Genomic DNA, 24,206 nt, shown 5'->3' on the forward strand with positions numbered 1-24,206 from the left:
AACTTACTCATGCGTAAGGGGGCAAGGGCCGACGGGTGTGCGTGTCGGCCGGCGTGTACGCCGACGGGTGCGGGTCGGGTCAGGTCAGCCGGTCCGCCTGCCGTACGGCCGTGGCGAGCTGCCGGACGTCCGGGTCCTTGGTGCGGTCGGCCAGCGCGCCCGCGCGTTCGGCGAGTTCCCCCAGGCGCGGTGCGCCGGGCAGAGCGCCGTCGCCGTCGTACGGGGCGCGCAGGGCGTCGGCGAAGTAGGCGGCGGTGACGGTGACCCGCAGGCCGCGGTCCGCCTCCCACACCGAGTCGCCGAGGTCACCGGTCTCCACGTCACCGGACTCCTCGTGCGGGGCCCGGCTTTCGGGGTCGAGCCAGCGGACGGTGGCGGTGGCGAGGTGGCCGTCGGCGCCGGGCCGGACGCGGACGGCGTACAGGGCGGTGACGGTGTGGCCGGGGCCGACCTCGCCGCCGTCGACGCGGTCGTCGCGGAAGTCCTCGTCGGCGACGCGGCGGTTGTCGTAGCCGACGAGGCGGAACTCGGCGACCGTCTCCGGGTCGAAGGCGACCTGGGCCTTGGCGTCGCGGGCGGTCAGCTCGATGTGGCGCGGGAGCTGCTCGCAGAAGACCTCGCGGGCGTCCTCGGTGTTCGACACGTACGTGGTGTGGCCGTCGCCCTTGTCGGCGAGGCGTTCCATCAGGGCGTCGCCGTAGTCGCTGCCGACGCCGACGCCGAAGAGGGTGACGCCGTGCTCGCGGCGTTCGTCCGCGATGCGTTCGAGGATGGCGTCCGCGTCGGTGTCGCCGGTGTTGGCGAGCGCGTCGGAGACGAGGACGACGCGGTTGGTGGCGCCCTCGCGGCGGCCCTCGACGGCGGTGTCGTAGCCGGTCTCGACGCCCGCGCCGAGGTTGGTGGACTCGGCGGGTTCCAGGCTGTCGATGGCGTCGTGGACGCGGCCGCGGCGTTCGCCGAGCCGGGTCATCGGCAGGACGGTCTCGGCCTCGTCGCTGAAGGTGACCAGCGCGACCGAGTCGTCGTCGCGCAGGCGGTCGGTCATCGTGCCGAGGGATTCCTTGGCGAGGTCGAGGCGGCCGGGCTCGGCCATGGAGCCGGAGACGTCGATGACGAAGGTCAGGGCGGCCGGCGGGCGTTCGCCCTCCTGCTCGGCGCCCCGGGTGGCCAGGCCCACGCGGACCAGGGACCAGTCCTCCTCGGCGGTGCGGGCGCCGTCCACGGTCACCGTGAAGCCGTCCCCGTCGGGGCGGTCGTAGTCCTGGCGGAAGCTGTTGACGAACTCCTCGGGCCGGACCGTCGACGGGTCGGGCAGCCGGCCCTCGGCCAGGGTGCGGCGGGCGTAGCCGTAGGAGGCGGTGTCGACGTCGAGGGCGAAGGTGGACAGGAGGTCGGGGTCGGGGGCGATCTCGCGGGAGTCCTCCGTCCCGCCGGTGGTCGCGCCCCCGTCGTAGTGCTGTCCGCCCTCGCCGCGCGGGCGGTCGGGTGCGGGCATCGGCGCGGAGCCCCTGCCCCGGGAGTCCACCGCGGTGTCCTTCGCGCCCCGCGCCGCGTCGTCGCCTGCCCCGCAGCCGGTGAGCAGCAGGCCGCCCGCCGCCGCGAGCGCGAGCAGCGCGCCGATCGGCCTTGGTGTCCGGTATCGCCTCATTTTCCGTGCCCCCTGGTTCCCTTGACGCCGGTGTACGTGACTGTGACGTCGCGAAGCGGCGGAACGTGCGGCACGGGGCGTCACGGGTGCGTCTCGAAGTGGGCACGGGAGCGTGCCGCCGAGACCGGTGGGTGATCTTCCGGTGATCTCGCCGAGGTCTGCCCGTCTCCCGGAGGGGGCGCGGGAGACGGGCCCTACGACACCACGTCCTTGCGGGCGAAGCCCCGGAAGGCCAGGGCGAAGAGGACCAGGGCGTACGTCACGGACAGGGACGTGCCCTGGATCAGGCGGGTCCAGTCCAGCTCGGGGCGGACCGTGTCGAGCCAGGCGTACTGCCAGTGCGCGGGAAGGAGGTCGCGCCAGCCGCCGAGAGCGGTCACCTCGTCCAGGACGTTGCCGATGATGGTGAGGCCGACCGCGCCGCCTACCGCGCCGAGCGGGGCGTCCGTCTTGGTGGACAGCCAGAACGCCAGCGCGGCGGTGACCAGTTGCGAGACGAAGACGTACGCCACCGTGATGGCCAGGCGCTCGGCCGCGGTGCCGGTGGACAGGCTGCCGCCGGTGGGCAGCTCCAGCGGGCCCCAGCCGTAGGCGGCCGTACCCACGGCCAGCGCGGTCAGCGGCAGCAGCACGATCGCGGCCAGGCTGAGGGTGAGGGCGACGACCAGTTTGGACCACAGCAGGCGGGCGCGGGGCACCGGCGCCGCCAGCAGGTAGCGCAGGGAGGACCAGCCGGCCTCCGAGGCGACCGTGTCCCCGAAGAAGAGGGCGACGGGCACGACGAGGAGGAAGCCGGCGGAGGCGAACAGGTTCACCGCGGCGAAGTTCGCCCCCGACGCGGTGGCCGAGTCCATCAGGCTGATCCGATCGTTGGCCCCGCCCGGCTCGCCGCCGATCCGGAAGGCGACGAGCAGGACGAACGGCAGGGCGAACAGGATGCCGCCCATGACGAGCGTGCGCCGCCGCTTCAGCTGCCGGACCAGCTCCACCCGCACGGGCAGCGTGCGGCCCGCGCGGTAGCCCTCGGCGACCTCCCGGGTGCCGGGGGCCGCGCGGTCGGCCAGCGTGCTCATGCTCAGTCTCCGATCAGGGTGAGGAAGGCGTCCTCGAGGCGCCGGTGGGGACCCACCGACTCCACGGGCACGTCCAGGCGGACGAGTTCGGCGATCAGGGCCCGTGCGGTGCCGCCCGGTCCGAGGCGGACCAGCAGCCCGCCGTCGGCCGCCACCGCCGAGGCCACGCCCGGCAGCGCTGCCACCTTCTCGGTCAGGGGCGCGTCGACCGCCGCGCAGGTGCCCACCAGCAGCGTGTCGCCGGAGCCGATGATCTCGCCGACCGGGCCCGCCTGCACCAGCCGCCCGTGGTCCATGACCACCAGGTGGGTGCAGCTCTGCTCGACCTCGGACAGCAGGTGACTGGAGACGATCACCGTGCGGCCGGCCGCCGCGTAACGGATCATCACCTCGCGCATCTCGCGGATCTGCGGCGGGTCCAGGCCGTTGGTCGGCTCGTCCAGGATCAGCAGGTCGGGCAGGCCCAGCATGGCCTGGGCGATGGCCAGGCGCTGGCGCATGCCCTGGGAGTAGGTGCGCACCGCGCGGGCGAGCGCGTCGCCGAGCCCGGCGATCTCCAGGGCCTCGTCGAGGTGGGCGTCCCCGGGCGGGCGCCCGGTGGCCCGCCAGTACAGCTCCAGGTTCTCCCGGCCGGACAGGTGCGGCAGGAAACCCGCGCCCTCGACGAACGCGCCGACGCGGGAGAGCACCGGGGCGCCGGGCGCGATGGCGTGCCCGAAGACGCGGATCTCGCCGCCGTCCGGACCGATCAGGCCCATCAGCATGCGCAGGGTGGTCGTCTTGCCCGCGCCGTTCGGACCGAGCAGGCCGAGCACCTGGCCCTGCTCCACTCGGAAGGACAGGTCCCGCACCGCGTACCGGTCGCCGGACTTGCCGTACCGCTTGGTCAGGCCGGTGATCTGGAGCGGTACGCCGGACAGCGCGGGGTCGGGCGGTGGCGCGGTGGTGCGGCGGCGGGCGGTCAGCAGCAGGGCCGCGGCCACCGCCGCACCCGCGAGCGGCGCCCACCAGACCCAGGCGGGCAGCCCGGCCACCTGCCCGGTGTCGCCGAGACCCGCCGGGATCGCCAGGTCGCCCTCCAGGGAGACGGTGTACGTGGCGGGGGCGGCCGGGGAGGCGTAGCCGAGGTCGGTGGAGGACAGGACCAGGCGCAGGCGGTGGCCGCGCTCCACCTCGTGGTCGATCGCGGGCAGGGTGAGCTCCACGTCCCTGCCGTCGCCGACGTCGTCCACCCGGACGGGCGCGACCAGCTGTGAGGGGAGCACCGGCTGGGCGCCGCCCGGTCCGACGTCGTACACCTTGGCGAAGAGCACGGCTTCGTCGCTCGTGGACTCCACGTGCACGGTCGCGGTCGGCGAGCCGGTGATCCGGAGGTCCTCCTCCAGCGGCGCCGACTCGAAGGCGGCGTGCTGGCCGGGGAAGTCGAGGGAGACGCCGATGCCGAGGGAGGAGAGCTGGGCGAGTCCGCCGGACCCGCCGATGCCGGGCAGGGCGGAGACGGCGGGCGGGCTGGCGCCGGCCGGGTTGTCGAAGGACTGCTCGCGGCCGCGCAGCCCGATCTCGCGCACCTCGCTGACCAGGCCGGGGTAGGAGTCGGCGCTCACGCCCTCCAGCCGGGGCTCGCCGTCGCCGCTGCCGGTGCCGACGGTGCGGCTGACGCGGAAGGCGGGACCGGTGCCGGACGACGCGTCGTCCTTCAGGTAGCGGTCGAACCACGCTCCGATACGGGCCTCGACGCGGTCCGTCTCCAGATCGCCGCCGTCGTGCCCGCCCGCGATCCAGTCGACCGCCACCGGGGCGCCGTTGTCCCGGATCGCCTCGGCGGCCAGGTCGGCCTGGTCCAGCGGGAAGAGCGAGTCGGTCTGGCCCTGCACCAGGAGCGTGGGCACGGCGATGCGGTCGGCGACGGCCTGCGGGCTGCGCGCGTCGAGGAGGTCCGTGGCCTGGGCGTCCGGCTTCCCGGACTCGGCGACCCGCTGGTACATGCGGCACAGCTCGTCCTCGAACCGGTCGCAGCCGCCGCCCAGGTTGACGAAGATGCCGGCCCAGAGCTTCTTGAAGACGTCGTTCGGGAAGAGGGCGTCCGAGAGGTTCCAGTAGGTGACGGCCGGGGCGATCGCGTCGACCCGGTCGTCGTACCCGGCGGCCAGCAGCGAGACCGCGCCGCCGTACGAGCCGCCGGCCACGCCCACGCGTGGGTCGCCCTTCTCATCCAGCCGGACCTCGGGCCGCCCGGCCAGCCAGTCGATCAGCCGGGAGACGTCGGCGACCTCGCCGTCCGGGGCGTTGAGCCCGATCTTCCCGGTGGATTCGCCGAAGCCGCGCGCCGACCAGGTCAGGACCGCGTACCCGTCGCGGGCCAGGTCCTCCGCCTGATCCCGCACGTCGGCCTTGCTGCCGCCGAAGCCGTGCGCGAGCAGGACAGCCGGGCGGCGGCCGTCGGAGCCCGCCGTGAAGTACGAGGTGTCCAGGCGCACCCCGTCGCCCACCGCGACGACCCGGTCCGAGCGGTGCACCGGGGGCGGGTCGTCACCGGCGACGGCCGTCCAGGTCCCGGCGCCGGCGAGCACGACGACGACGGCCGCGGCGGCGAGCATCCGCCGCGGCCCCCGTAGCAGCCCTCGCACGCGGGGCAGTCGAAGATCCATGCGTCAACGGTACGGGCCGCCGCCGACATCGGGGGCAGCCCCGGGGCCGAACCTCCGCCCCTCCCGGGGCAGTACGCGGCGGACGTCGTGTACCACGGTTGCGGTAGGCAGGGCCCTCGGCGACGGGTGGCGGCCCTCCGGCGCTGTCGGTGGCTGCCGGTAGAGTCCTGGGCACAGGTGAATCACAGGAACACGGCAACGGGCGGGGACTCATGAAGCTGAGGTACACAGCGGCCTGGGTGGGGCTGACGGCGGCGGCGATGGTCACGGCGACCGCGTGCGGTTCGGAGGGCGTCAAGTCGGCGGCCGAGGGCGCCGAGAAGGCGGCCGACACGGCGGTGAGCAAGGCCGACACGATCATGGCGGCGCTCTCGCGGGCCACCGACCGGACCGAGGAGCTGGGCTCCGCCGAGGTCAGGACGACGACCGAGCTGGGCACCGGCGAGCCGATCGCCATGGACGGCACGTACTCCTGGGGCGACGGCTACGCGCTCGACGTCGAGATGGACACCGACGCCGTGCAGATGCAGGACCTCACGGACTCCCCGACCGTGCGCACCCTGTTCGTGGACGGCGCCTACTACTACGACATCGACCCGCAGCCCACCGGTCCGCTCGCGGGCAAGGAGTGGATGAAGATCGACGGATCGGCGGTCTTCGGCGAGTCCGGCGCCGCCGCGTTCAGCGGGACCGGCGGCGGGGCCAGCCCGGCGGACTCCATGAAGGGTCTCAAGTACGCCAGCGACGTCGAGGACCTCGGCGCGGAGACCGTCAACGGCAAGCCCACGACGCACTACCGCGCGGTGCTCGACGGGGAGGACATGGGCAAGTTCAAGGACGCCTTCAGCGGCGCCGACAGCATGCTGAACTCCACCGGCGGCGACTCGATCACCATGGACGTCTGGGTGGGCGAGAAGGACCTGCCGGTGCGCCTGACCCAGGAGTTCGGTGCCATGACGGTCACCATGGACTTCGACAAGTTCGGCGCCACGCAGGACATCGTGGCCCCGCCCGCGCAGGAGGTCGGGGACCTCACCGAGGAAGTGAAGAACTCCGGGGCGATGGCCGGCTGAGACTGCGCGGCGGTGCCCCGGCCCGCACGGGCGGGCCGGGGCACGGGATCTCGCTGACCTCGGTCAGTGGTTGCGCGGGAAGCCCAGGTCCACGCCCGCCGGGGCGTCGGCCGGGTCCGGCCAGCGAGTGGTGACGACCTTGCCGCGGGTGTAGAAGTGCGTGCCGTCGTTGCCGTAGATGTGGTGGTCGCCGAAGAGCGAGTCCTTCCAGCCGCCGAAGGAGTGGTAGCCGACGGGGACCGGGATCGGGACGTTCACGCCGACCATGCCGGCCTCGACCTCCAGCTGGAAGCGGCGGGCCGCGCCGCCGTCCCGGGTGAAGATCGCGGTGCCGTTGCCGAAGGGCGAGGCGTTGATGAGGGCCAGGCCCTCCTCGTAGGTGTCCGCGCGCAGCACACACAGCACCGGGCCGAAGATCTCGTCCTGGTACGCCTTCGCCGTGGTCGGCACCCGGTCCAGCAGGGAGATGCCGATCCAGTGGCCGTCCTCGTGGCCGTCGACCGTGTGGCCGGTGCCGTCGAGCACGACCTCGCAGCCCTCGGCCGCCGCGCCCTCGACGTAGGACGCCACCTTGTCGCGGTGCGCCTTGGTGATGAGCGGACCCATCTCGGAGGTCGGGTCGTCGCCGGGGCCGATCTTGATCTTCTCGGCGCGCTCGCGGATCTTCTGGACCAGCTCGTCACCGATCGCGCCGACCGCCACGACCGCGGAGATCGCCATGCAGCGCTCGCCCGCCGAGCCGTAGGCCGCGGACACGGCGGCGTCGGCCGCCGCGTCGAGGTCGGCGTCGGGCAGCACCAGCATGTGGTTCTTGGCGCCGCCGAGTGCCTGGACGCGCTTGCCGTTCGCGGAGGCGGTGGTGTGGATGTAACGGGCGATCGGGGTAGAGCCGACGAAGGAGACCGCCTTGACGTCCGGGTGCTCCAGGAGGCGGTCCACGGCCACCTTGTCGCCGTGGACGACGTTGAAGACACCGTCCGGCAGTCCGGCCTCGGAGAGCAGCTCGGCGATCCTGTTCGCGGCCGAGGGGTCCTTCTCGCTCGGCTTGAGCACGAAGGTGTTGCCGCAGGCGATGGCGATGGGGAACATCCACATCGGCACCATCGCCGGGAAGTTGAACGGCGTGATGCCGGCGACGACGCCGAGCGGCTGCCGGATCGAGGACACGTCCACGCGGGTGGCGACCTCCGTCGACAGCTCCCCCTTCAGCTGCACGTTGATGCCGCAGGCCAGGTCGACGATCTCCAGGCCGCGCGCGACCTCGCCGAGCGCGTCGGAGTGCACCTTGCCGTGCTCGGCGGTGATCAGCTCGGCGATCTCGTCACGGTGGGCGTCCAGCAGCGCCCGGAACTTGAAGAGGACCGACGTCCGCTGCGCCAGCGAGGACTGACCCCAGGTCAGGTACGCCTCCTGGGCGGCGGCGACCGCGGCGTCCACCTCTTCGACCGAGGCAAAGGCGACCTTGGTGGCGACCGCGCCGGTCGCCGGGTTCGTCACCGGCCCGTACGTGCCCGAGGCGCCTTCGGCGGTCTTGCCGCCGATCCAGTGGTTGACGATGTTCGTCATGACCGAGAACTCCTTCACAGATGGCGGCGACGGGTCGAGACGTGCCGTTGGTCCAGCTCACGGGCGGTGACCGGCGACGGTCGGGCCGCGGTCACTGCCATGGGTCCATCCCAGCAGCCGGGCGCTCCGGGCGCGCCCGACACTGTGTATGCGGTTTGGGCGTCCGCGTAGACACGTGGGGCAGTGTCGGCGCCCGGCGCCCCGGCGGGCGGAGGAACCTCCGGCGCGGGGCCGGTGCGAGCGGGGAGTCGGCGCTCGCGCCTCGCTCCTGCCAGGGCGAGTCGGCCGTCCCGCGCCGGAGGCGTTCGGTGGGGGAACCGGCGACGGCGGGCGCGCACTCCGGGCCCCCGGCGATCGGGTCGTGCGCCATCGCGTTCCCCTTCGTGCGTGTCCTCGCGCCCGTCTTCACACCGGGCGTCGTGCCGCCGTTCCAGTGCCCGCCGTTGCGTCTCCCCCGGTTTCTAGCCCCGCGGGTCCGGCCTGTCAATGTTTTGTCCGGACATTCGGACGACGCGGCCCGGACAACCGCCCGTCCGCACCCACGGTTTGTCCGCCCGCCCCGAAGTCAACGCGCCACGCCGGGACCCGTGCGTACGCCTTCGTGGCACTCGTGTCACAAAAGGCCCGGTCCCGTCACACACGTCACGCGCGCACGGGCCTTCCGTCACATCCGGGAACGGCCCCTGACCGTCCGTCACCCGGTGTCGTTCACCCGTAACAGGCTTGGTGATCGCCGACGCAGCACCCCGGCTCCCCCCGGCGGCCGTCCCCGGTCGCCGCCGTGGTGCGCGCAGGGAGGTGCGGCTAGTGACCGACCGAAGGCTCTGGTCCTACAAGGACATCGCGGCCCACATCCGGGTGCAACCGGACACCGTGCGGTCGTACCGCAAGCACGGGCTGCTGCCGCCGCCCGATCACGTGGAGGGCGGGAAGCCGTACTGGTACGCGGACACGGTCCTGGCCTGGGTGGCGTCCCGACCGCGCAACCGGAAGCGGTAGGCCAAAAATCCGTTCGGAATCCCGTCGTCCCGTGGGGCATGGTTCCGCCCATGGACTTCTCCGTGAAACCCGTCCTGACCGGTGAGAAAACCGTCCTGCGGCCGTTCACCCAGCAGGACGCCGACGCGATGTGGGAGATCATCGGCGACCCGGAGGTCATCCGGTTCACCTTCGAGCCGACCACCGAACTCACCCGGGAACGACTGCGCTCGTGGTACGGCGTGCGTACCGGCGACCCCGACCGGCTCGACCTCGCCGTCACCGACCGCGTCACCGGGGAACTCGTCGGCGAGGTCGTCCTGTACGAGTGGGACCCGTCAGCACGCAGCTGCGCCTTCCGGACCCTCATCGGCCCCCGCGGACGCGGCCGGGGGCTGGGGAGCGAGGCGACACGGCTGATCGTCGGCCACGGTTTCGACCAGGCAGGCCTGCACCGCGTCCAGCTGGAGGTCTACGCGGACAACCGCCGGGCCCGGCGGGTGTACGAGAAAACCGGCTTCGTGGTGGAGGGAACGCGGCGCGAAGCCGCGTGGCGGGACGGCGTGTGGGTGGACGAGGTACTGATGGCCGTACTCGACCACGAGTGGGCCGTCCACCGAGGGCGTCCCGGCGCCGCCTCCGCCCGGTCGGCGGCCGACGTCACGGCTCGATGACCGTCACCCCCGCGCCGGGCGCCGTCCCCATCGCCGCGAGGGCCGCCGGGACCGCCTCCAGCCCGATGGTGGACGTCACCAGCAGATCGGGCCGGAGCACTTGGCCGCGGACCAGTTCCAGCATCGGCGGGTAGGTGTGCGCGGCCATCCCGTGGCTGCCCAGGAGTTCGAGCTCCAGGGCGACGGCGCGGGCCATCGGCACCGGTGTGGTGCCGTCCGCCGAGGGCAGCAGCCCGACCTGGACGTGCCGGCCGCGGCGGCGCAGGCCGGACACGGACGCGGCGCAGGTGACGGGCGAGCCGAGCGCGTCTAGGGAGAGGTGGGCGCCGCCGCCGGTGAGGTCGCGGACGGCCGCCGCCGTGTCCGGCGTCCGGGAGGCGTCCACGCACTCCACCGCGCCGAAGGTACGGGCCAGCTCCAGCGCCCGCGCCGACACGTCCACGGCGACCACCCGGGCGCCCGAGGCCGCGGCGATCATCACGGCGGACAGGCCGACGCCCCCGCAGCCGTGCACCGCCACCCACTCCCCCGCCGCGACCCGGCCCTGCTGCACGACGGCCCGGAAGGCGGTGGCGAACCGGCAGCCGAGCGAGGCGGCGGTCGCGTACGACATGCCCTCGGGGACGGCGACGAGGTTGACGTCGGCGTGGTCGAGCGCGACGTACTCGGCGAAGGAGCCCCAGTGCGTGAAGCCCGGCTGGGTCTGGTGCTCGCACACCTGCTGGTCCCCCGCCGCGCACGCGGCGCAGCTCCCGCAGGCGCAGACGAAGGGCACGGTCACCCGGTCGCCGGGCCGCCACCCGGCCACCCGGTCGCCGGCCGCCTCGACGACGCCGGCGAGTTCGTGCCCGGGCACGTGCGGCAGCGTGATGTCCGGGTCGTGGCCCTGCCAGCCGTGCCAGTCGCTGCGGCACAGCCCGGTGGCCTCGACGCGCACCACGACGCCGTGCGGCGCGGGCTCCGGGTCGGCGACCTCCCGGACCTCGGCCGGCTCTCCGAAGCGCTCGAACACGACCGCGCGCATCCGTCACCCTCACTTTCGTGCTTCCCGCACTCTCGTGGGGAGTCCTGTGGCGGAGTTTCCGCCTCCCGTCCCTCATCTCACGGCAGGCCCATCCGCAGCCATACCCCCTAGGGGTACAGTGGGAGATGCGGGGTCCACGCCGGCCACGCACAGACCACCATGCACGCCCCGACGAGGGAGTAACGACATGACCGCCCAGACCGACACCCAGGGCTCCGTCACCACCGTCTACAAGGTGAGCGGAATGAGCTGCGGACACTGCGAGGGCGCCGTCTCCGGCGAGATCTCCGAGATCGCGGGCGTCGGCTCGGTGCAGGCGGTCGCCTCCACCGGTGTGGTCACCGTCGTCTCCGAGACGCCCCTCGACGACGAGGCCGTGCGCGCCGCCGTGGACGAGGCCGGCTTCGAGCTGGTCGGCAGGGCCTGAGCGGCCCCGCCGGGGGCGGACGGGAGTCCGGACCATGACCAGCACCACCGCTCAGACGCCCGCGGACGCCACGGCCACCGGGCCGGACCTCGCCGAGGTCGAGCTGATCGTCGGCGGGATGACCTGCGCCTCCTGCGCGGCCCGCGTCGAGAAGAAGCTCAACCGCATGGACGGCGTCACCGCCACGGTGAACTACGCGACGGAGAAGGCCCGGATCACCCACCCGGCGACCACCACCGTCGCCGACCTGATCGCCACCGTCGTCAGGACGGGCTACACCGCGGAGGAACCGGCGCCGCCGGAGCCGGCCGCCGACGCGGAGGCCGTCGACGCGGAGGGCACCGGCGCGGACGACGACCCCGAGCTGTCCGCCCTGCGCCACCGCCTGCTCGTCTCCGCCCTCCTCGCCGCCCCCGTCGTCCTGCTGGCCATGGTCCCGGCGCTGCAGTTCGACAACTGGCAGTGGCTCTCGCTCACCCTGGCCGCCCCCGTGGTGGTCTGGGGCGGCCTCCCCTTCCACCGCGCCGCCTGGACCAACCTCCGGCACGGCGCCGCCACCATGGACACCCTGGTCTCACTGGGCACCCTCGCGGCGTTCGGCTGGTCGCTGTGGGCGCTGTTCTTCGGGGACGCGGGCATGCCGGGCATGCGGCACGGCTTCGACCTCACCGTCTCCCGTGCCGACGGCACCTCCGCGATCTATCTGGAGGCCGCCGCCGGGGTCACCGCCTTCCTCCTCCTCGGCCGCTGGCTGGAGGCCCGCTCCAAGCGCCGCGCCGGTGCCGCGCTGCGGGCGCTGATGGAGCTGGGCGCCAAGGACGTCTCCGTCGTACGGGACGGGCACGAGGTACGGGTGCCGGTGGGCCGGCTGACGGTCGGCGACCGGTTCGTCGTACGGCCCGGCGAGAAGATCGCCACCGACGGCACGGTGGTCGAGGGCGCCGGGGCGGTGGACGTCTCGATGCTGACCGGCGAGTCGGTCCCGGTGGACGTCGGGGCGGGCGACACCGTCACCGGCGCCACGGTCAACGTGGGGGGCCGGCTGGTGGTGGAGGCCACCCGGGTCGGCGCCGACACGCGGCTGGCGCGGATGGCGAAGCTGGTCGAGGACGCGCAGAGCGGCAAGGCCGAGGTGCAGCGGCTCGCCGACCGGATCTCCGGGGTCTTCGTGCCCGTCGTGCTGCTGATCGCCTTCGCGACCTTCGGCGGGTGGCTGGGCACCACCGGCGACACGGTCGCCGCGTTCACCGCCGCCGTCGCCGTACTGATCATCGCCTGCCCGTGCGCGCTGGGCCTGGCGACGCCGACCGCGCTGCTGGTGGGCACGGGCCGCGGCGCCCAGCTCGGCATCCTGATCAAGGGCCCGGAGGTGCTGGAGTCCACCCGGCGCGTCGACACGGTCGTCCTGGACAAGACCGGCACCGTCACCACGGGCCGGATGACCCTCCACGAGGTGTACGCCGCCGAGGGCACCGACGAGGCGGAGCTGCTGCGGCTCGCGGGCGCCGTCGAGCACGCCTCCGAGCATCCCGTGGCCCGCGCGGTCGCCGCCGGCGCACAGGAGCGGACCGGCACGCTGCCCGGGGTCGAGAACTTCGAGAACGTCCCCGGGCGGGGCGTACGCGGGCGCGTGGAGGGCCGTGAGGTGGCCGTGGGCCGCCTCTACGAGACTCTGCCGCCCGAGGTTGCCCACGCTCTCGACGAGGCCGTCAGGGACGGCCGTACGGCCGTCGCGGTCGGCTGGGACGGTGTCGCGCGCGGGGTGGTCGCGGTCGCGGACACGGTCCGGGAGACCAGCGCACAGGCGGTGTCCGAGCTGCGCCGGCTGGGTCTGACCCCCGTACTGCTGACCGGCGACGACCGGCGGGTGGCCGAGTCGGTCGCCCGCGCCGTCGGCGTCGACGAGGTGATCGCCGAGGTGCTGCCCGAGGAGAAGGTGGCCGTGGTGGAGCGGCTGCGGCGCGAGGGCCGTACGGTCGCCATGGTCGGCGACGGCGTCAACGACGCGGCCGCGCTCGCCACCGCCGACCTGGGCCTGGCCATGGGCACGGGGACGGACGCGGCCATCGAGGCGGGCGACCTGACCCTGGTGCGCGGGGACCTCAGGGTGGCCGCGGACGCGATCCGCCTCTCCCGGCGCACCCTGTCCACGATCAAGGGCAACCTCGTGTGGGCCTTCGGCTACAACGTGGCCGCGCTGCCGCTGGCCGCCGCCGGGCTGCTGAACCCGATGATCGCGGGGGCGGCGATGGCCTTCTCCTCGGTGTTCGTGGTGACCAACAGCCTGCGCCTGCGCGCGTTTCGCTGAGGTCTCGATGCCCGGAGACCTCTGGAGTCCGGCACGCGCCTCACATAAGCTCTTCACAAGGCTCGCGCATCTTCCTTACGCTTGGGTCCCGGTCGACGTACCGGGGCTCTTGCGCACCTAAGGGACATATGCAAGAGACGCAGATCACAGTGATGCGAACGTAACCATCGAAGGGGTTCGAAGGTCTAAGTTGGCGATGTCAGGCAGCGTCTTGGGGGGCGCCACCTGGCATCTGGGGATGTCTTGGGGGACTTTCCCAGAGCTGCGTTGCCGGGACACGTACACCGGGAAGCTTTGAGCGGCCCTCCCGGGTGCGCTGTCCCGGCAGACCGCACGACCGCACGACACGTACACGGCGGGCTCGGCCCGTCGTGCTCATACACAGCGATTCAGGCGCTGTCCTCACAGACGCCCGGCCGGATCCCGTGGGGGGAATCCGCACCGGGACATGGGAAGGCGCCCTGGTTCGTCGGCCCGTGGGGGGACCGGCGCCAGGGCGCCTTCTGCTGTCCCGTGTACGGCCCCGGGAAAGGACGAGTCCCGTACCGCTCGGGCGGCACGGGACTCCTCGGACGCGCTGCGGGGGTGCCTGGCGGCTCAGCGCTCCTCGACCGGCACGAAGTCGCGCTCGACGACGCCGGTGTAGATCTGGCGCGGGCGGCCGATGCGGGAACCCGGCTCCTTGATCATCTCGTGCCACTGGGCGATCCAGCCCGGCAGGCGGCCGAGGGCGAACAGGACCGTGAACATCTCGGTCGGGAAGCCCATGGCCCGGTAGATCAGGCCGGTGTAGAAGTCGACGTTCGGGTAGAGGCTGCGCGAGACGAAGTAGTCGTCGGAGAGCGCGTGCTCCTCCAGCTTGAGGGCGATGTCCAGCAGCTCGTCGGACTTGCCGAGGGCGGAGAGCACGTCGTGCGCGGCGGCCTTGATGATCTTGGCACGCGGGTCGAAGTTCTTGTAGACCCGGTGGCCGAAGCCCATCAGGCGGACGCCGTCCTCCTTGTTCTTCACCTTGCGGATGAAGGTGTCGACGTCGCCGCCGGAGTCGCGGATGCCCTCCAGCATCTCCAGCACCGACTGGTTGGCGCCGCCGTGCAGCGGGCCCCACAGGGCGTTGATGCCGGCCGAGATCGACGCGAACATGTTCGCCTGGGAGGAGCCGACCAGACGGACCGTGGAGGTCGAGCAGTTCTGCTCGTGGTCCGCGTGCAGGATCAGCAGCTTGTCCAGCGCGGAGACGACGACCGGGTCGAGCTCGTACTCCTGGGCGGGGACCGAGAAGGTCATGCGCAGGAAGTTCTCGACGTAGCCGAGGTCGTTGCGCGGGTAGACGAACGGGTGGCCGATCGACTTCTTGTACGCGTAGGCGGCGATCGTCGGGAGCTTGGCGAGCAGCCGGATCGTCGAGAGGTTGCGCTGACGCTCGTCGAACGGGTTGTGGCTGTCCTGGTAGAACGTCGACAGCGCGGAGACCACCGACGACAGCATCGCCATCGGGTGGGCGTCGCGCGGGAAGCCCTTGTAGAAGTTCTTGACGTCCTCGTGCAGCAGGGTGTGCTGCGTGATCTCGCCCTTGAAGGCGGCCAGCTGGTCGACGGTCGGCAGCTCGCCGTTGATCAGCAGGTAGGCGACCTCCACGAAGGAGGAACGCTCGGCCAGCTGCTCGATCGGGTAGCCGCGGTACCGGAGGATGCCGGCTTCGCCATCCAGGTAGGTAATGGCGGATTTGTAGGCAGCGGTGTTGCCGTAACCGCTGTCCAGCGTCACCAGACCGGTCTGGGCGCGGAGCTTCCCGATGTCGAAGCCCTTGTCGCCGACGGTGCTGTCGATCACCGGGTAGGTGTACTCGCCGTCGCCGTACCGCAGTACTACAGAGTTGTCGCTCACGTCTTCCCTCACCGACGTAGTGCCTCATCTTCGAGGTGCCCTGACTGTCTCTACCATCCCCCACTTGGCTCAGGAGAGTGCACTCGGGGTCGACCATCGGGCCTATCGGCGGCACTCAGTGCCGCCAACTAGCTCATCCTGCCCCCTCTCCTCCCCATCCGGAAGTGCTCTGTGACCTTCCCGACTCATTTGATCGATCATTTTTTTCACAGGGCGGGGAGGTTTGCCGGAAGGTCTTCGGGGTCAGGGGCCCGCCAGCCGGAAGTCGAGCGCCGTGCAGCGCCGGCCGGCCGACACCGTGCGCACCGCCTGTCCGATCGCCTTGCGGGAACCGACGAGGACGACCAGCCGCTTGGCCCGGGTGACCGCCGTGTAGAGCAGGTTCCGCTGGAGCATCATCCAGGCACCGGTGGTCACGGGAATCACGACCGCCGGATACTCACTGCCCTGGGACCGGTGGATGGTCACCGCGTAGGCGTGGGCCAGTTCGTCCAGTTCGTCGAATTCGTACGGAACCTCCTCGTCCTCGTCCGTCAGCACGGTGAGGCGCTGGTCCACCGGGTCGAGCGAGGTGACCACGCCGACGGTGCCGTTGAAGACACCGTTCTCACCCTTCTCGTAATTGTTGCGAATCTGGGTGACCTTGTCGCCGACCCGGAAAACACGGCCGCCGAACCTCTTCTCGGCGAGATCCGGGCGGCCGGGGGTGACGGCCTGCTGGAGCAGCCCGTTCAGCGTCCCGGCGCCGGCGGGCCCCCGGTGCATCGGCGCCAGCACCTGCACATCACGCCGCGGGTCGAGCCCGAACTTCGCCGGAATGCGCCGCGCGGCTACGTCGACGGTGAGCCGCCCCGCCTCCTCGGTGTCGTCCTCGACGAAGAGGAAGAAGTCCTTCATCCCGTCGGTGAGCGGATGCTGTCCGGCGTTGATCCGGTGCGCGTTGGTCACCACCCCCGACTGCTGGGCCTGCCGGAAGACCCGGGTGAGCCGGACGGCGGGAACGGGGCTGCCGGGTGCGAGCAGATCCCGCAGCACCTCCCCCGCCCCCACACTCGGCAGCTGGTCGACGTCCCCGACGAAGAGCAGATGGGCACCCGGGGGCACCGCCTTGACCAGCTTGTTGGCGAGGAGCAGGTCCAGCATCGACGCCTCGTCCACCACGACGAGGTCGGCGTCGAGGGGCCGGTCCCGGTCGTAGGCGGCGTCACCGCCCGGCTTCAGCTCCAGCAGCCGGTGCACCGTGGACGCCTCGGCGCCGGTCAGCTCGGCGAGGCGCTTGGCCGCCCGCCCGGTGGGCGCGGCGAGCACCACCTTCGCCTTCTTCGCGCGCGCCAGCTCCACGACCGACCGCACGGTGAACGACTTGCCGCAGCCGGGCCCGCCGGTGAGGACGGCGACCTTCTCGGTGAGGGCGAGGCGTACGGCCGCCTCCTGCTCGGGCGCGAGATCGGCGCCCGTGCGCTGCCCGAGCCACCCGAGCGCCTTGTCCCAGGCCACGCCCTGGAAGGCGGGCATCCGGTCCTCCTCGGTACGCAGGAGGCGGCGGAGCTGTCCGGCGAGGGCCAGCTCGGCGCGGTGGAAGGGGACGAGGTAGACGGCGGTGACCGGGTCGCCGCCCTCCGGGCCGGGCACCTTCTCGCGCACGACGCCGGGGTCGTCGTCCGGGTTCTCCGGCTCGGCGGCCAGCTCTCCCAGACACTCGATGACGAGCCCGGTGTCCACCTGGAGCAACTTCACCGCGTCGGCGATCAACTTCTCCTCGGGGAGATAGCAGTGCCCCTGGTCGGTGGCCTGGGACAGGGCGTACTGCAAGCCCGCCTTCACCCGTTCCGGGCTGTCGTGCGGGATGCCGACGGACTGGGCGATCTTGTCGGCGGTGAGGAAGCCGATGCCCCAGACGTCGGCGGCCAGGCGGTAGGGCTGGTTCTTCACGACGGAGATCGACGCGTCGCCGTACTTCTTGTAGATGCGCACGGCGATGGAGGTGGACACCTCGACGGTCTGGAGGAAGAGCATGACCTCCTTGATCGCCTTCTGCTCCTCCCAGGCGTCGGCGATCTTCTTCGTCCGCTTGGGACCGAGGCCGGGCACCTCGATCAGCCGCTTGGGCTCCTCCTCGATGACGGTGAGGGTGTCGATGCCGAAATGCTGCGTGATGCGGTCGGCGAAGACCGGCCCGATGCCCTTGACGAGGCCGGAGCCGAGGTAGCGCCGGATGCCCTGGACGGTGGCGGGCAGGACGGTCGTGTAGTTCTCGACGTGGAACTGCTTGCCGTACTGCGGGTGCGAGCCCCACCGCCCCTCCATCCGCAGCGACTCCCCGACCTGCGCGCCGAGCAGCGCGCCGACGACGGTCAGCAGGTCGCCGGCGCCTCTGCCGGTGTCGACACGGGCGACGGTGTAGCCGTTCTCCTCGTTGGCGTACGTGACGCGCTCCAGGACGCCTTCGAGGGTGGCGAGCCGCCGCTCGCCGGGGGCCGCGGGGGGCTGGTCGGTCATGATCCGACGGTACCGGTGGGGACTGACACGGCGGTGGGAGAGTCGCCCTCTCAGTACCCTGGGCTCATGGACTACGCCAGGATGCGCGCCATCGCCGCAGAGCTCGGGGCCTACTCGGAACAGCTCGAGGGGTCGTGGAGCGTCGAGATCGGGCCGTCCGGTCCGATACTGGCGATGATGTGCCCGTCGAAGCGACACGAGGGCACGGTCCGCCGCATCTGCAAGCAGCTGGACGCGCAACTGCCCCGCACCCACCCCGGCTACATCTGCGCGAACGGCCCCGAGATCGAGCATCCGGCCATCGGCCGCATGCGCCGCCCCGGTGCCGTCGTGATCCCCGAAGCCACCCTCGACGAAGAAGGCCTCGCCGTCGACGCGACGCAGGTGCTGGCTGCCGTCGAGATCGTCTCACCGTCCAACCCGAGCAACGACTACGACGAGAAGCTGACCGAATACCCGGCCATGGGCATCCCGCACCACATGATCGTCGACCCGCGCACCGGCACGATCGAGGTCCACTCCGACCCTTGCAAGGGCCGCTACAGCAGCAAAGAGCCGTACATCTTCGGTGACTCGGTGGCGTTCGGGCCGTGGACGGTGGAGACGTCGGAGTTCCGCAGGTACGGCCGGGAGGGCTGAGGGTCGGGGACGGGATTGACCGGGTCCGCCTCGTAGACGTCGCCGAACTGCTCGCGACGGAGCCGGTCTCCAACGCCGTACGGCACGCCAAGGGCCCCGCCGCCCTCCGCATCCGCTGGTCGCCGCCGGGCACGCTGCGGATCGGGGCGTGGGACGCGGACCCGGAACCACCCGAACCCCCGGCTGCCTTCGGGCGGGTGGAGGAGTCGGAGGCAGGGCGGTGGCTGGCGCTGGTCCGGGCCTGCGCCGACGTGTGGGGATGGCATCCGCTGGCCAGACACGGCAATCGGGACAAGTACGTCTGGTGCGAGCTGTCGGCAGCCTGAAGGCCCGCCCGGGCAATTCACTTGCCCCGACCCGGGATCTTCCGGAGGCTCGCCGCATGAGTGCGAGTGAACTCGATCGCCGGCTGGTCTCGGCGGTCCCGTCCGGTGACGCCGGCGCGGTGCGGGACCTGCTGTCCGAGGGGGCGGACCCGAACACTGTGGACGCCGACAGCGGGTTGCCGGTGCTGTGCACTGCCGTTGCGGCCTACGACGCCCCGGTCGCCGAGGCCCTGATGGACGGTGGGGCCGATCCCGACCGGGTGCTTCCGGACGGGAGTACGCCGTTGCTGCGGGCGCTCGACGGCGGGTCTCCGGCCGTCTTCTGCTCGGTACTCGGCAAGGATCCCCGGCTGCGGCTGCCGGAACAGGAGCGTGCGCGGCTGCTCGTCCGGGCCCGGAGCTGGTACGAGACGGGCGCGGTCGAGGAGTTGCGGCGCAGGACGGGATCGCGAGGTCCCGCCGTGTCGGACCGGGTGACGGACGACGGGTACGACTGGGTCGAACAGCACGCGCTCGGCGGCCTGGTCGTACGGGCCGGGCACGGGGCGGTCCTGACGTGGCTGGAGTCACGCTTTCAGGTCCTGCCCCCCGTCGACGAACTGATCGACCGTGCCGTCTCCGTGGCGGACGAGGAGCACGTCGACTGGTGGGCAGTGTGCTACGCGCTTGTGGAGCGCCACCGCCAGGAGACCTGGTCGGCCGTGCTGGCCCACGGCGACCACCCCGATCCGACACACCGCCGGTTCGTCGCGGACTACCTGCGGACGCGCGGGATCATCGCGTGCGACTCCCCCTTCGCGGAGCGGGAGAGCGAGTTCCTGGCCGCGTGGGCGACGCGGGAGACGGACGGTGCGGTGCTCGCGAAGGTGCTGGAGGCCTTCGCCGAGTACGAGCATCCCCGCATGGAGGCGACGGGACTGCGCCACGCCGCACACCGGGACCTCCGCGTGCGCCTGCGCGCGACCACCGTCCTCGCCGCGTCGGAGACCCGCTCGCCCGAGGCCGGCGCTGCCCTGCTCGTCCTCCTCGGCGATCCGGACGCCCGCGTACGGCTGGAGGCGTGCCGGGCGCCCCTGAAGGACGACGCCCTTCTCGCGCAGGCCGCCGCTGAACTGGCCCGCCTGGCCGAGGGGCCGGAGCGGGAACTGCGGGGCGCGGTGGCGGAGGCGCTGACCGCCTCACCGGACCGTACGGCCGTCACCGCCGACGCCCTGGCCGCACTGCTCGGCGACGACAACCAGCTCGTACGCCTGGAGGCGGCCTACGGCCTCGTGCTGCGCGACGATCCGCGCACCGGGGAGGCCGTCGAGCGGATCGGGCCGCTCGGCGGCGGGTTCGAGCACGACCACCGGGTTGACGCGCTGTGGGACTGGACGCGCCGGGAGCGCCGTCCATGACCGCTCGCGCCGGGACCCGGTGACGCGTAGGCCGACGGGGCGCCGGCGTCACAGTGCCGCGAACAGCCCCGCCAGCGGGTCGGGCGTGCGGGCCGGGTCCAAGGCCTCGACCAGCACACGACCGTAGTGGATCTTGCGGCCCTTCTTCGTGCCGAAGAAGCGGCGGAGTTGCTGGCGGGCCGTGCGGTCCTGCTGGGCGGGCTGGCGGAGGAAGGTCCGCAGGGGGCGGAGGTCACCCTCCGTCTCGATCAGTTCCGTCACCCGGTCCTCGCCGAGCGCGCGGATCAGCTCGTCCTCCAGGTCGGCCGTGCAGACGAAGAGGTCGTCGGGGGAGGCGTGCGCGCGGTCCAGGGCGCGGACGTAGTAGCCGCGTTCCCGTTCGTCGCACAGGCCGGTGAGGCGCAGGTCCAGGCCCCTCGGACCGAGGAGGCCCGCGAAGCGGCCGACGCTCATCGCGCCGCCCATCGACAGAACGCAGATCCCCTCCGTCGCGAGGTCCCGGCCGTGGTGCGCGGCCAGTGCGTCGACCGCCGCCGTGTCGCTCGGCCCTTCGAGCAGCACCGCCGTACGGACGGACAGGCGCCCGGCGAGTTCGCGTGCGGGGCCTTCGGGTCCGCCCGCCGCCCACGCCGTGACCGCGTCCCGGAACGATGCCATGTCCGCCATGGGTCGAGTCTCCGCCCTCGGCGGCCGGGGCGGTAGCGAATATCGCGAGCCTGTCCGTTTGACGTGCAGCCTGTCAGCTGCCTAACGTTATAGGCAGCCAATGGGCTGCATGTCAAAGGGGCGGAGATGGACGAGGTCTTCAAGGCGCTGGCCGACGGCAGTCGGCGCCGACTGCTGGACAGCCTGAACGCGCGCAACGGGCAGAGCCTGCGCGAGCTGTGCGCCGGGCTGGACATGGCCCGGCAGTCGGTCAGCAAGCACCTGGCGGTACTGGAGGCGGCCCACCTGGTCACCGCCGTCCGGCGGGGCCGGGAGAAGCTGCACTACCTCAACGCCGAGCCGATCAACGCCATCGCCGAACGCTGGATCAGCCGCTACGACCGGGATCGGGTGCGCGCACTCGCCGACCTCAAGCAGGCGCTGGAGGACACCGCCATGGACCGCACGGACGGCAACGCGTTCGTCTACACGACCTACATCGGGACCACGCCCGAGAAGCTGTGGCAGGGCCTGACCGACCCCGCCTTCACCCGGCGCTACTGGGGTGTCGAGTTCGGCACCGACTGGGCGGCCGGGTCGCCCGTGGTGTGGAAGGAGCGGGAGACGGAGACCGCCGACCCCGGGCAGGTCGTCCTCGAGTCCGAGCCCTTCCGGCGCCTGTCGTACACCTGGCACACCTTCACGCCCGAGTGGGCGACGGCCAACGGCATCGACGACGAGACCCTCGCCAAGCTCTCCGCCGAGCGGCGGTCGAAGGTCACGTTCGAGATCGAGGACCTCGGCGGGGGACTGGTGAAACTGACCGTCGTCCACGACGGGTTCGAGCCCGGCAGCACCGTCCGCGAGATGATCCAGCACGGCTGGCCGGCCCTCCTGGCCGGCCTCAAGACACTGCTGGAGACCGGCGAGACGCTGCCGGAGCCCCAGTGAGCCGGTCGGTCCCTCAGCGGCGCAGGGCCGTCTCCCGGTGCATGTGCGACAGCTTCTCCGGGTTGCGGACGGCGTAGAGGCCGCTGATGCGGCCGTCGTCGAAGCGGACCGCCACCACGGTGTCGAGCTCGCCGTCGACGTGGAGGGTCAGCGCCGGGTAGCCGTTGACCTGGGCCGGTTCCATCGACAGCGCGACGGTGTGTTTGGCCAGTCCGCCGAGCATCAGGCGGGCCACCTTGTCGGCTCCCGCGATGGGGCGCAGGACGGCCTGCTTGATCCCGCCGCCGTCGCCGAGCAGGACGACGTCCGGGGAGAGGATGTCGAGCAGGCCCTGGAGGTCACCCGTCTCCACGGCCCGCCGGAAGGCCGCGAGTGCCTTCTGGGACTCGGTCGTCGAGACCACCCCGCGCGGGCGGCGGGCCGCGACGTGCGCGCGGGCCCGGTGGGCGATCTGCCGGACGGCGGCCGGGCTCTTCTCCACGGCGTCGGCGATCTCGTCGTAGCCGAGGTCGAACACCTCGCGCAGTACGAACACCGCACGCTCGGTCGGCGACAACGTCTCCAGCACCAGCATCATCGCCATCGACACGCTGTCGGCCAGCTCGACGTCCTCCGCCACGTCGGGGGTGGTCAGCAGCGGCTCGGGCAGCCAGGAGCCGACGTAGGACTCCTTGCGGCGGCCGAGGGTGCGGAGCCTGTTCAGGGCCTGGCGGGTGGTGACGCGGACGAGGTACGCACGCCGGTCGCGTACGGCGCCGAGGTCGACGTCCGCCCAGCGCAGCCAGGTCTCCTGGAGGACGTCCTCGGCGTCCGCCGCCGAGCCGAGCATCTCGTACGCGACCGTGAAGAGCAGGTTGCGGTGGGCGACGAAGGTCTCGGTGGCGCCGTCCTGGTCGCGTCCGCCGTTCTCACCGGTCACCGGCTTCTCCCGTTCGTTCGGTTCGGTCGTTTCCGTCACGCGCACAGGACACCGGCCGCCGGGGTTCTGTGACACCCGCCGTCGGTGGGCCACGTCACATCGGCATCCCGTCACAGGGAGCGGGCCGCCGGCGTCTCGTGTTCGTCACCGAGTCACTGAGTCACCGAGAGCGAGGACGGGATCATGGACACCCGATTCAACCTGTTCGAGAACGAGTTCGCAGGCAGGTTCGCGAAGCGGTTCGCGGGCGCCGGGATGCTGGTCCACGAGTCGGCGCTGCCGAAATCGACGCAGGAGCTGGTGTCGCTGCGGGCCAGCCAGATCAACGGCTGCGGGCACTGCGTCGACATGCACGTCAAGGAGGCGGCCGCCGCCGGGGAGAGCGCGGTGCGGCTGCACCTGGTCGCCGTCTGGCGCGAGTCCGACGTGTTCACCGAGGCCGAGCGGGCCGCGCTGGCGCTCGCCGAGGAGGGCACCCGGCTCGCCGACGCCCACGAGGGCGTTTCCGACGAGACCTGGGCGCAGGTGCGCAAGCACTACGACGACGACCAGACCGCCGCGCTGATCTGCCAGGTCGCCCTGATCAACGCGGCCAACCGGCTCGCCGTGATCACGCACCAGAAGGGCGGTTCCTACGAGGCGGGGATGTTCAAGGCGGCTATGAGCTGACGCGCGGGCGTCGGCGCGGGGCCGGGTTGGCGGGTGGCCGTTGGGGCCGCCCGCTTCCTTGCCAGTGTCGTGCCTCCGCGACCCGAGTAAAGGGCGCTCCCTGCGGTCGCGTCGCCTTCGGCGATGACCCTTCGGGCCACCCTTGACTCGGCCCGCTCCACCACGGGTCAGAAGCGAGCGAGCGGCCCGGAAGAACGGGTGGCCAAACCCGGTTCACGATCAGCCGCCCCCCGCGTACGCACCCGGCGACGGCGGAACGCGCCCGCGCCTCGCCGGCACGCCACCTCGGCTCAGCGACTTCACCGCCGGTGGCCGGCGCGGCCACATACACCGCCCCAGCCCCGCGGCGGCACGCCACGCAGTCTCGGCGGCCAACCCGCCGGACGAGCAGCAGGGGCCAAAAGCCCCGCCCCCGACCACCCTCCCAAAATGGATGACACTTCGACCCGAAGTGTCATCCATTTCCGAGACCACACCACCACCCCCCGGCCGTCGGTGCCGAAACCGCGTGGCGTGGCGTGCCGCCACCGGGGCCGGGGCGCACCACCCACCACCGGAAAGCCGCTGAGCCGAGGCGACGTGCCGGCGAGACGCTGACGCGCCCCGCACGCCGGACGCGTACGCAGCCGGCGGAAGGGACCGACGCACCCGGGCCACCCGTTCCCCTCCGGCCGCCCGCACGCTTCTCACCCGTGCTGGAGCGAGCCGAGTCAAGGGTGGCCCGAAGGGTCATCGGCGCAGCCGACGCGACCGCAGGGAGCGCCCTTTACTCGGCTCGCGGAAACACGACACTGACCAAGAAGCGGGCGGCCCCACGGCCACCGAACCAGCAGGCGGCTCCGAGGACATACGCGG

Annotated in this window: 19 protein-coding genes; 10 read left to right on the forward strand and 9 right to left on the reverse strand. The window is 72.2% G+C overall.

The genetic code is table 11. The features are described from left to right. Nucleotides 1-79: 79 nt before the first annotated feature. The 3 genes from M6G08_RS04500 to M6G08_RS04510 all read right to left on the reverse strand — a co-directional run bounded on the left by M6G08_RS04500 (nt 80) and on the right by M6G08_RS04510 (nt 5,369). Nucleotides 80-1,648 carry a vWA domain-containing protein gene (locus M6G08_RS04500; protein ID WP_272585884.1) on the reverse strand — a complete coding sequence of 523 codons (1,569 nt, stop codon included), beginning with the start codon at nt 1,646-1,648 and terminating at the stop codon, nt 80-82. 194 nt (nt 1,649-1,842) lie between these two features. Further along, the gene (locus tag M6G08_RS04505; protein ID WP_272585885.1) at nt 1,843-2,721 is read right to left on the reverse strand and encodes an ABC transporter permease; all 879 of its coding nucleotides are present in this window, start codon (nt 2,719-2,721) and stop codon (nt 1,843-1,845) included. A 2-nt stretch (nt 2,722-2,723) separates the two neighbouring features. Continuing rightward, nucleotides 2,724-5,369 carry an alpha/beta fold hydrolase gene (locus tag M6G08_RS04510; protein ID WP_272585886.1) on the reverse strand — a complete coding sequence of 882 codons (2,646 nt, stop codon included), beginning with the start codon at nt 5,367-5,369 and terminating at the stop codon, nt 2,724-2,726. Between the two features lie 212 nt (nt 5,370-5,581). On the opposite strand from M6G08_RS04510, the gene M6G08_RS04515 reads away from it, so the two are divergent. After that, nucleotides 5,582-6,442 (forward strand): SCO4651 family lipoprotein, encoded by an 861-nt coding sequence (locus tag M6G08_RS04515; RefSeq protein ID WP_272585887.1) that lies wholly within the window; start codon nt 5,582-5,584, stop codon nt 6,440-6,442. Nucleotides 6,443-6,505: 63 nt separating this feature from the next. Here M6G08_RS04515 and mmsA read toward each other — a convergent pair whose 3' ends face one another. Next, nucleotides 6,506-8,008: a CoA-acylating methylmalonate-semialdehyde dehydrogenase gene (gene mmsA / locus M6G08_RS04520; protein WP_272585888.1), complete on the reverse strand. Its 1,503-nt coding sequence runs from the start codon at nt 8,006-8,008 to the stop codon at nt 6,506-6,508. An 807-nt stretch (nt 8,009-8,815) separates the two neighbouring features. Between mmsA and M6G08_RS04525 the strand changes: the two genes are divergently transcribed. Continuing rightward, a complete protein-coding gene (locus tag M6G08_RS04525) occupies nt 8,816-9,007 on the forward strand; it encodes a helix-turn-helix transcriptional regulator (RefSeq protein ID WP_217251636.1) in 192 nt (63 codons plus the stop codon). A 50-nt stretch (nt 9,008-9,057) separates the two neighbouring features. Next, entirely contained in the window at nt 9,058-9,660 is a 603-nt protein-coding gene (locus M6G08_RS04530) for a GNAT family N-acetyltransferase (protein ID WP_272585890.1), read from the forward strand. Here M6G08_RS04530 and M6G08_RS04535 read toward each other — a convergent pair. Further along, entirely contained in the window at nt 9,647-10,684 is a 1,038-nt protein-coding gene (locus M6G08_RS04535; protein WP_272585891.1) for a zinc-dependent alcohol dehydrogenase family protein, read from the reverse strand. The genes M6G08_RS04530 and M6G08_RS04535 overlap by 14 nt on opposite strands. Nucleotides 10,685-10,871: 187 nt before the next feature. On the opposite strand from M6G08_RS04535, the gene M6G08_RS04540 reads away from it, so the two are divergent. Both M6G08_RS04540 and M6G08_RS04545 read left to right on the forward strand, forming a co-directional pair. Beyond that, nucleotides 10,872-11,111: a heavy-metal-associated domain-containing protein gene (locus M6G08_RS04540; RefSeq protein WP_272585892.1), complete on the forward strand. Its 240-nt coding sequence runs from the start codon at nt 10,872-10,874 to the stop codon at nt 11,109-11,111. Between the two features lie 34 nt (nt 11,112-11,145). Further along, nucleotides 11,146-13,419 (forward strand): heavy metal translocating P-type ATPase, encoded by a 2,274-nt coding sequence (locus M6G08_RS04545; protein ID WP_272585893.1) that lies wholly within the window; start codon nt 11,146-11,148, stop codon nt 13,417-13,419. 597 nt (nt 13,420-14,016) lie between these two features. Here M6G08_RS04545 and M6G08_RS04550 read toward each other — a convergent pair. Further along, nucleotides 14,017-15,306: a citrate synthase gene (locus M6G08_RS04550; RefSeq protein WP_272585894.1), complete on the reverse strand. Its 1,290-nt coding sequence runs from the start codon at nt 15,304-15,306 to the stop codon at nt 14,017-14,019. A 243-nt stretch (nt 15,307-15,549) separates the two neighbouring features. Further along, nucleotides 15,550-17,805 (reverse strand): SF1B family DNA helicase RecD2, encoded by a 2,256-nt coding sequence (gene recD2, locus M6G08_RS04555; RefSeq protein WP_272585895.1) that lies wholly within the window; start codon nt 17,803-17,805, stop codon nt 15,550-15,552. Between the two features lie 66 nt (nt 17,806-17,871). Between recD2 and M6G08_RS04560 the strand changes: the two genes are divergently transcribed. From M6G08_RS04560 to M6G08_RS04570, 3 genes are read left to right on the forward strand one after another with little or no spacing between them, the layout of a single operon-like run. Next, on the forward strand, nt 17,872-18,444 hold the full coding sequence (locus tag M6G08_RS04560; RefSeq protein WP_272585896.1) for a Uma2 family endonuclease: 573 nt from the start codon (nt 17,872-17,874) through the stop codon (nt 18,442-18,444). Beyond that, on the forward strand, nt 18,441-18,770 hold the full coding sequence (locus M6G08_RS04565) for an ATP-binding protein (RefSeq protein ID WP_272591259.1): 330 nt from the start codon (nt 18,441-18,443) through the stop codon (nt 18,768-18,770). Before M6G08_RS04560 ends, M6G08_RS04565 begins: the two co-directional genes overlap by 4 nt. Nucleotides 18,771-18,826: 56 nt before the next feature. Beyond that, on the forward strand, nt 18,827-20,167 hold the full coding sequence (locus tag M6G08_RS04570; RefSeq protein WP_272585897.1) for an ankyrin repeat domain-containing protein: 1,341 nt from the start codon (nt 18,827-18,829) through the stop codon (nt 20,165-20,167). Between the two features lie 48 nt (nt 20,168-20,215). Here the strand turns inward: M6G08_RS04570 and M6G08_RS04575 are convergent, their stop codons facing one another. After that, a complete protein-coding gene (locus M6G08_RS04575) occupies nt 20,216-20,833 on the reverse strand; it encodes a TOPRIM nucleotidyl transferase/hydrolase domain-containing protein (protein ID WP_272585898.1) in 618 nt (205 codons plus the stop codon). 126 nt (nt 20,834-20,959) lie between these two features. Between M6G08_RS04575 and M6G08_RS04580 the strand changes: the two genes are divergently transcribed. Further along, nucleotides 20,960-21,763 (forward strand): ArsR/SmtB family transcription factor, encoded by an 804-nt coding sequence (locus tag M6G08_RS04580; protein ID WP_272585899.1) that lies wholly within the window; start codon nt 20,960-20,962, stop codon nt 21,761-21,763. Between the two features lie 13 nt (nt 21,764-21,776). Here the strand turns inward: M6G08_RS04580 and M6G08_RS04585 are convergent, their stop codons facing one another. Further along, nucleotides 21,777-22,721: an RNA polymerase sigma-70 factor gene (locus M6G08_RS04585; RefSeq protein ID WP_272585900.1), complete on the reverse strand. Its 945-nt coding sequence runs from the start codon at nt 22,719-22,721 to the stop codon at nt 21,777-21,779. Between the two features lie 144 nt (nt 22,722-22,865). Here M6G08_RS04585 and M6G08_RS04590 point away from each other — a divergent pair, with 144 nt between their 5' ends. Continuing rightward, nucleotides 22,866-23,351: a carboxymuconolactone decarboxylase family protein gene (locus M6G08_RS04590; protein WP_272585901.1), complete on the forward strand. Its 486-nt coding sequence runs from the start codon at nt 22,866-22,868 to the stop codon at nt 23,349-23,351. The last annotated feature ends 855 nt before the right edge of the window (nt 23,352-24,206 follow it).

This window comes from Streptomyces sp. M92 (genome assembly GCF_028473745.1).
Classification (GTDB): Bacteria; Actinomycetota; Actinomycetes; order Streptomycetales; family Streptomycetaceae; genus Streptomyces.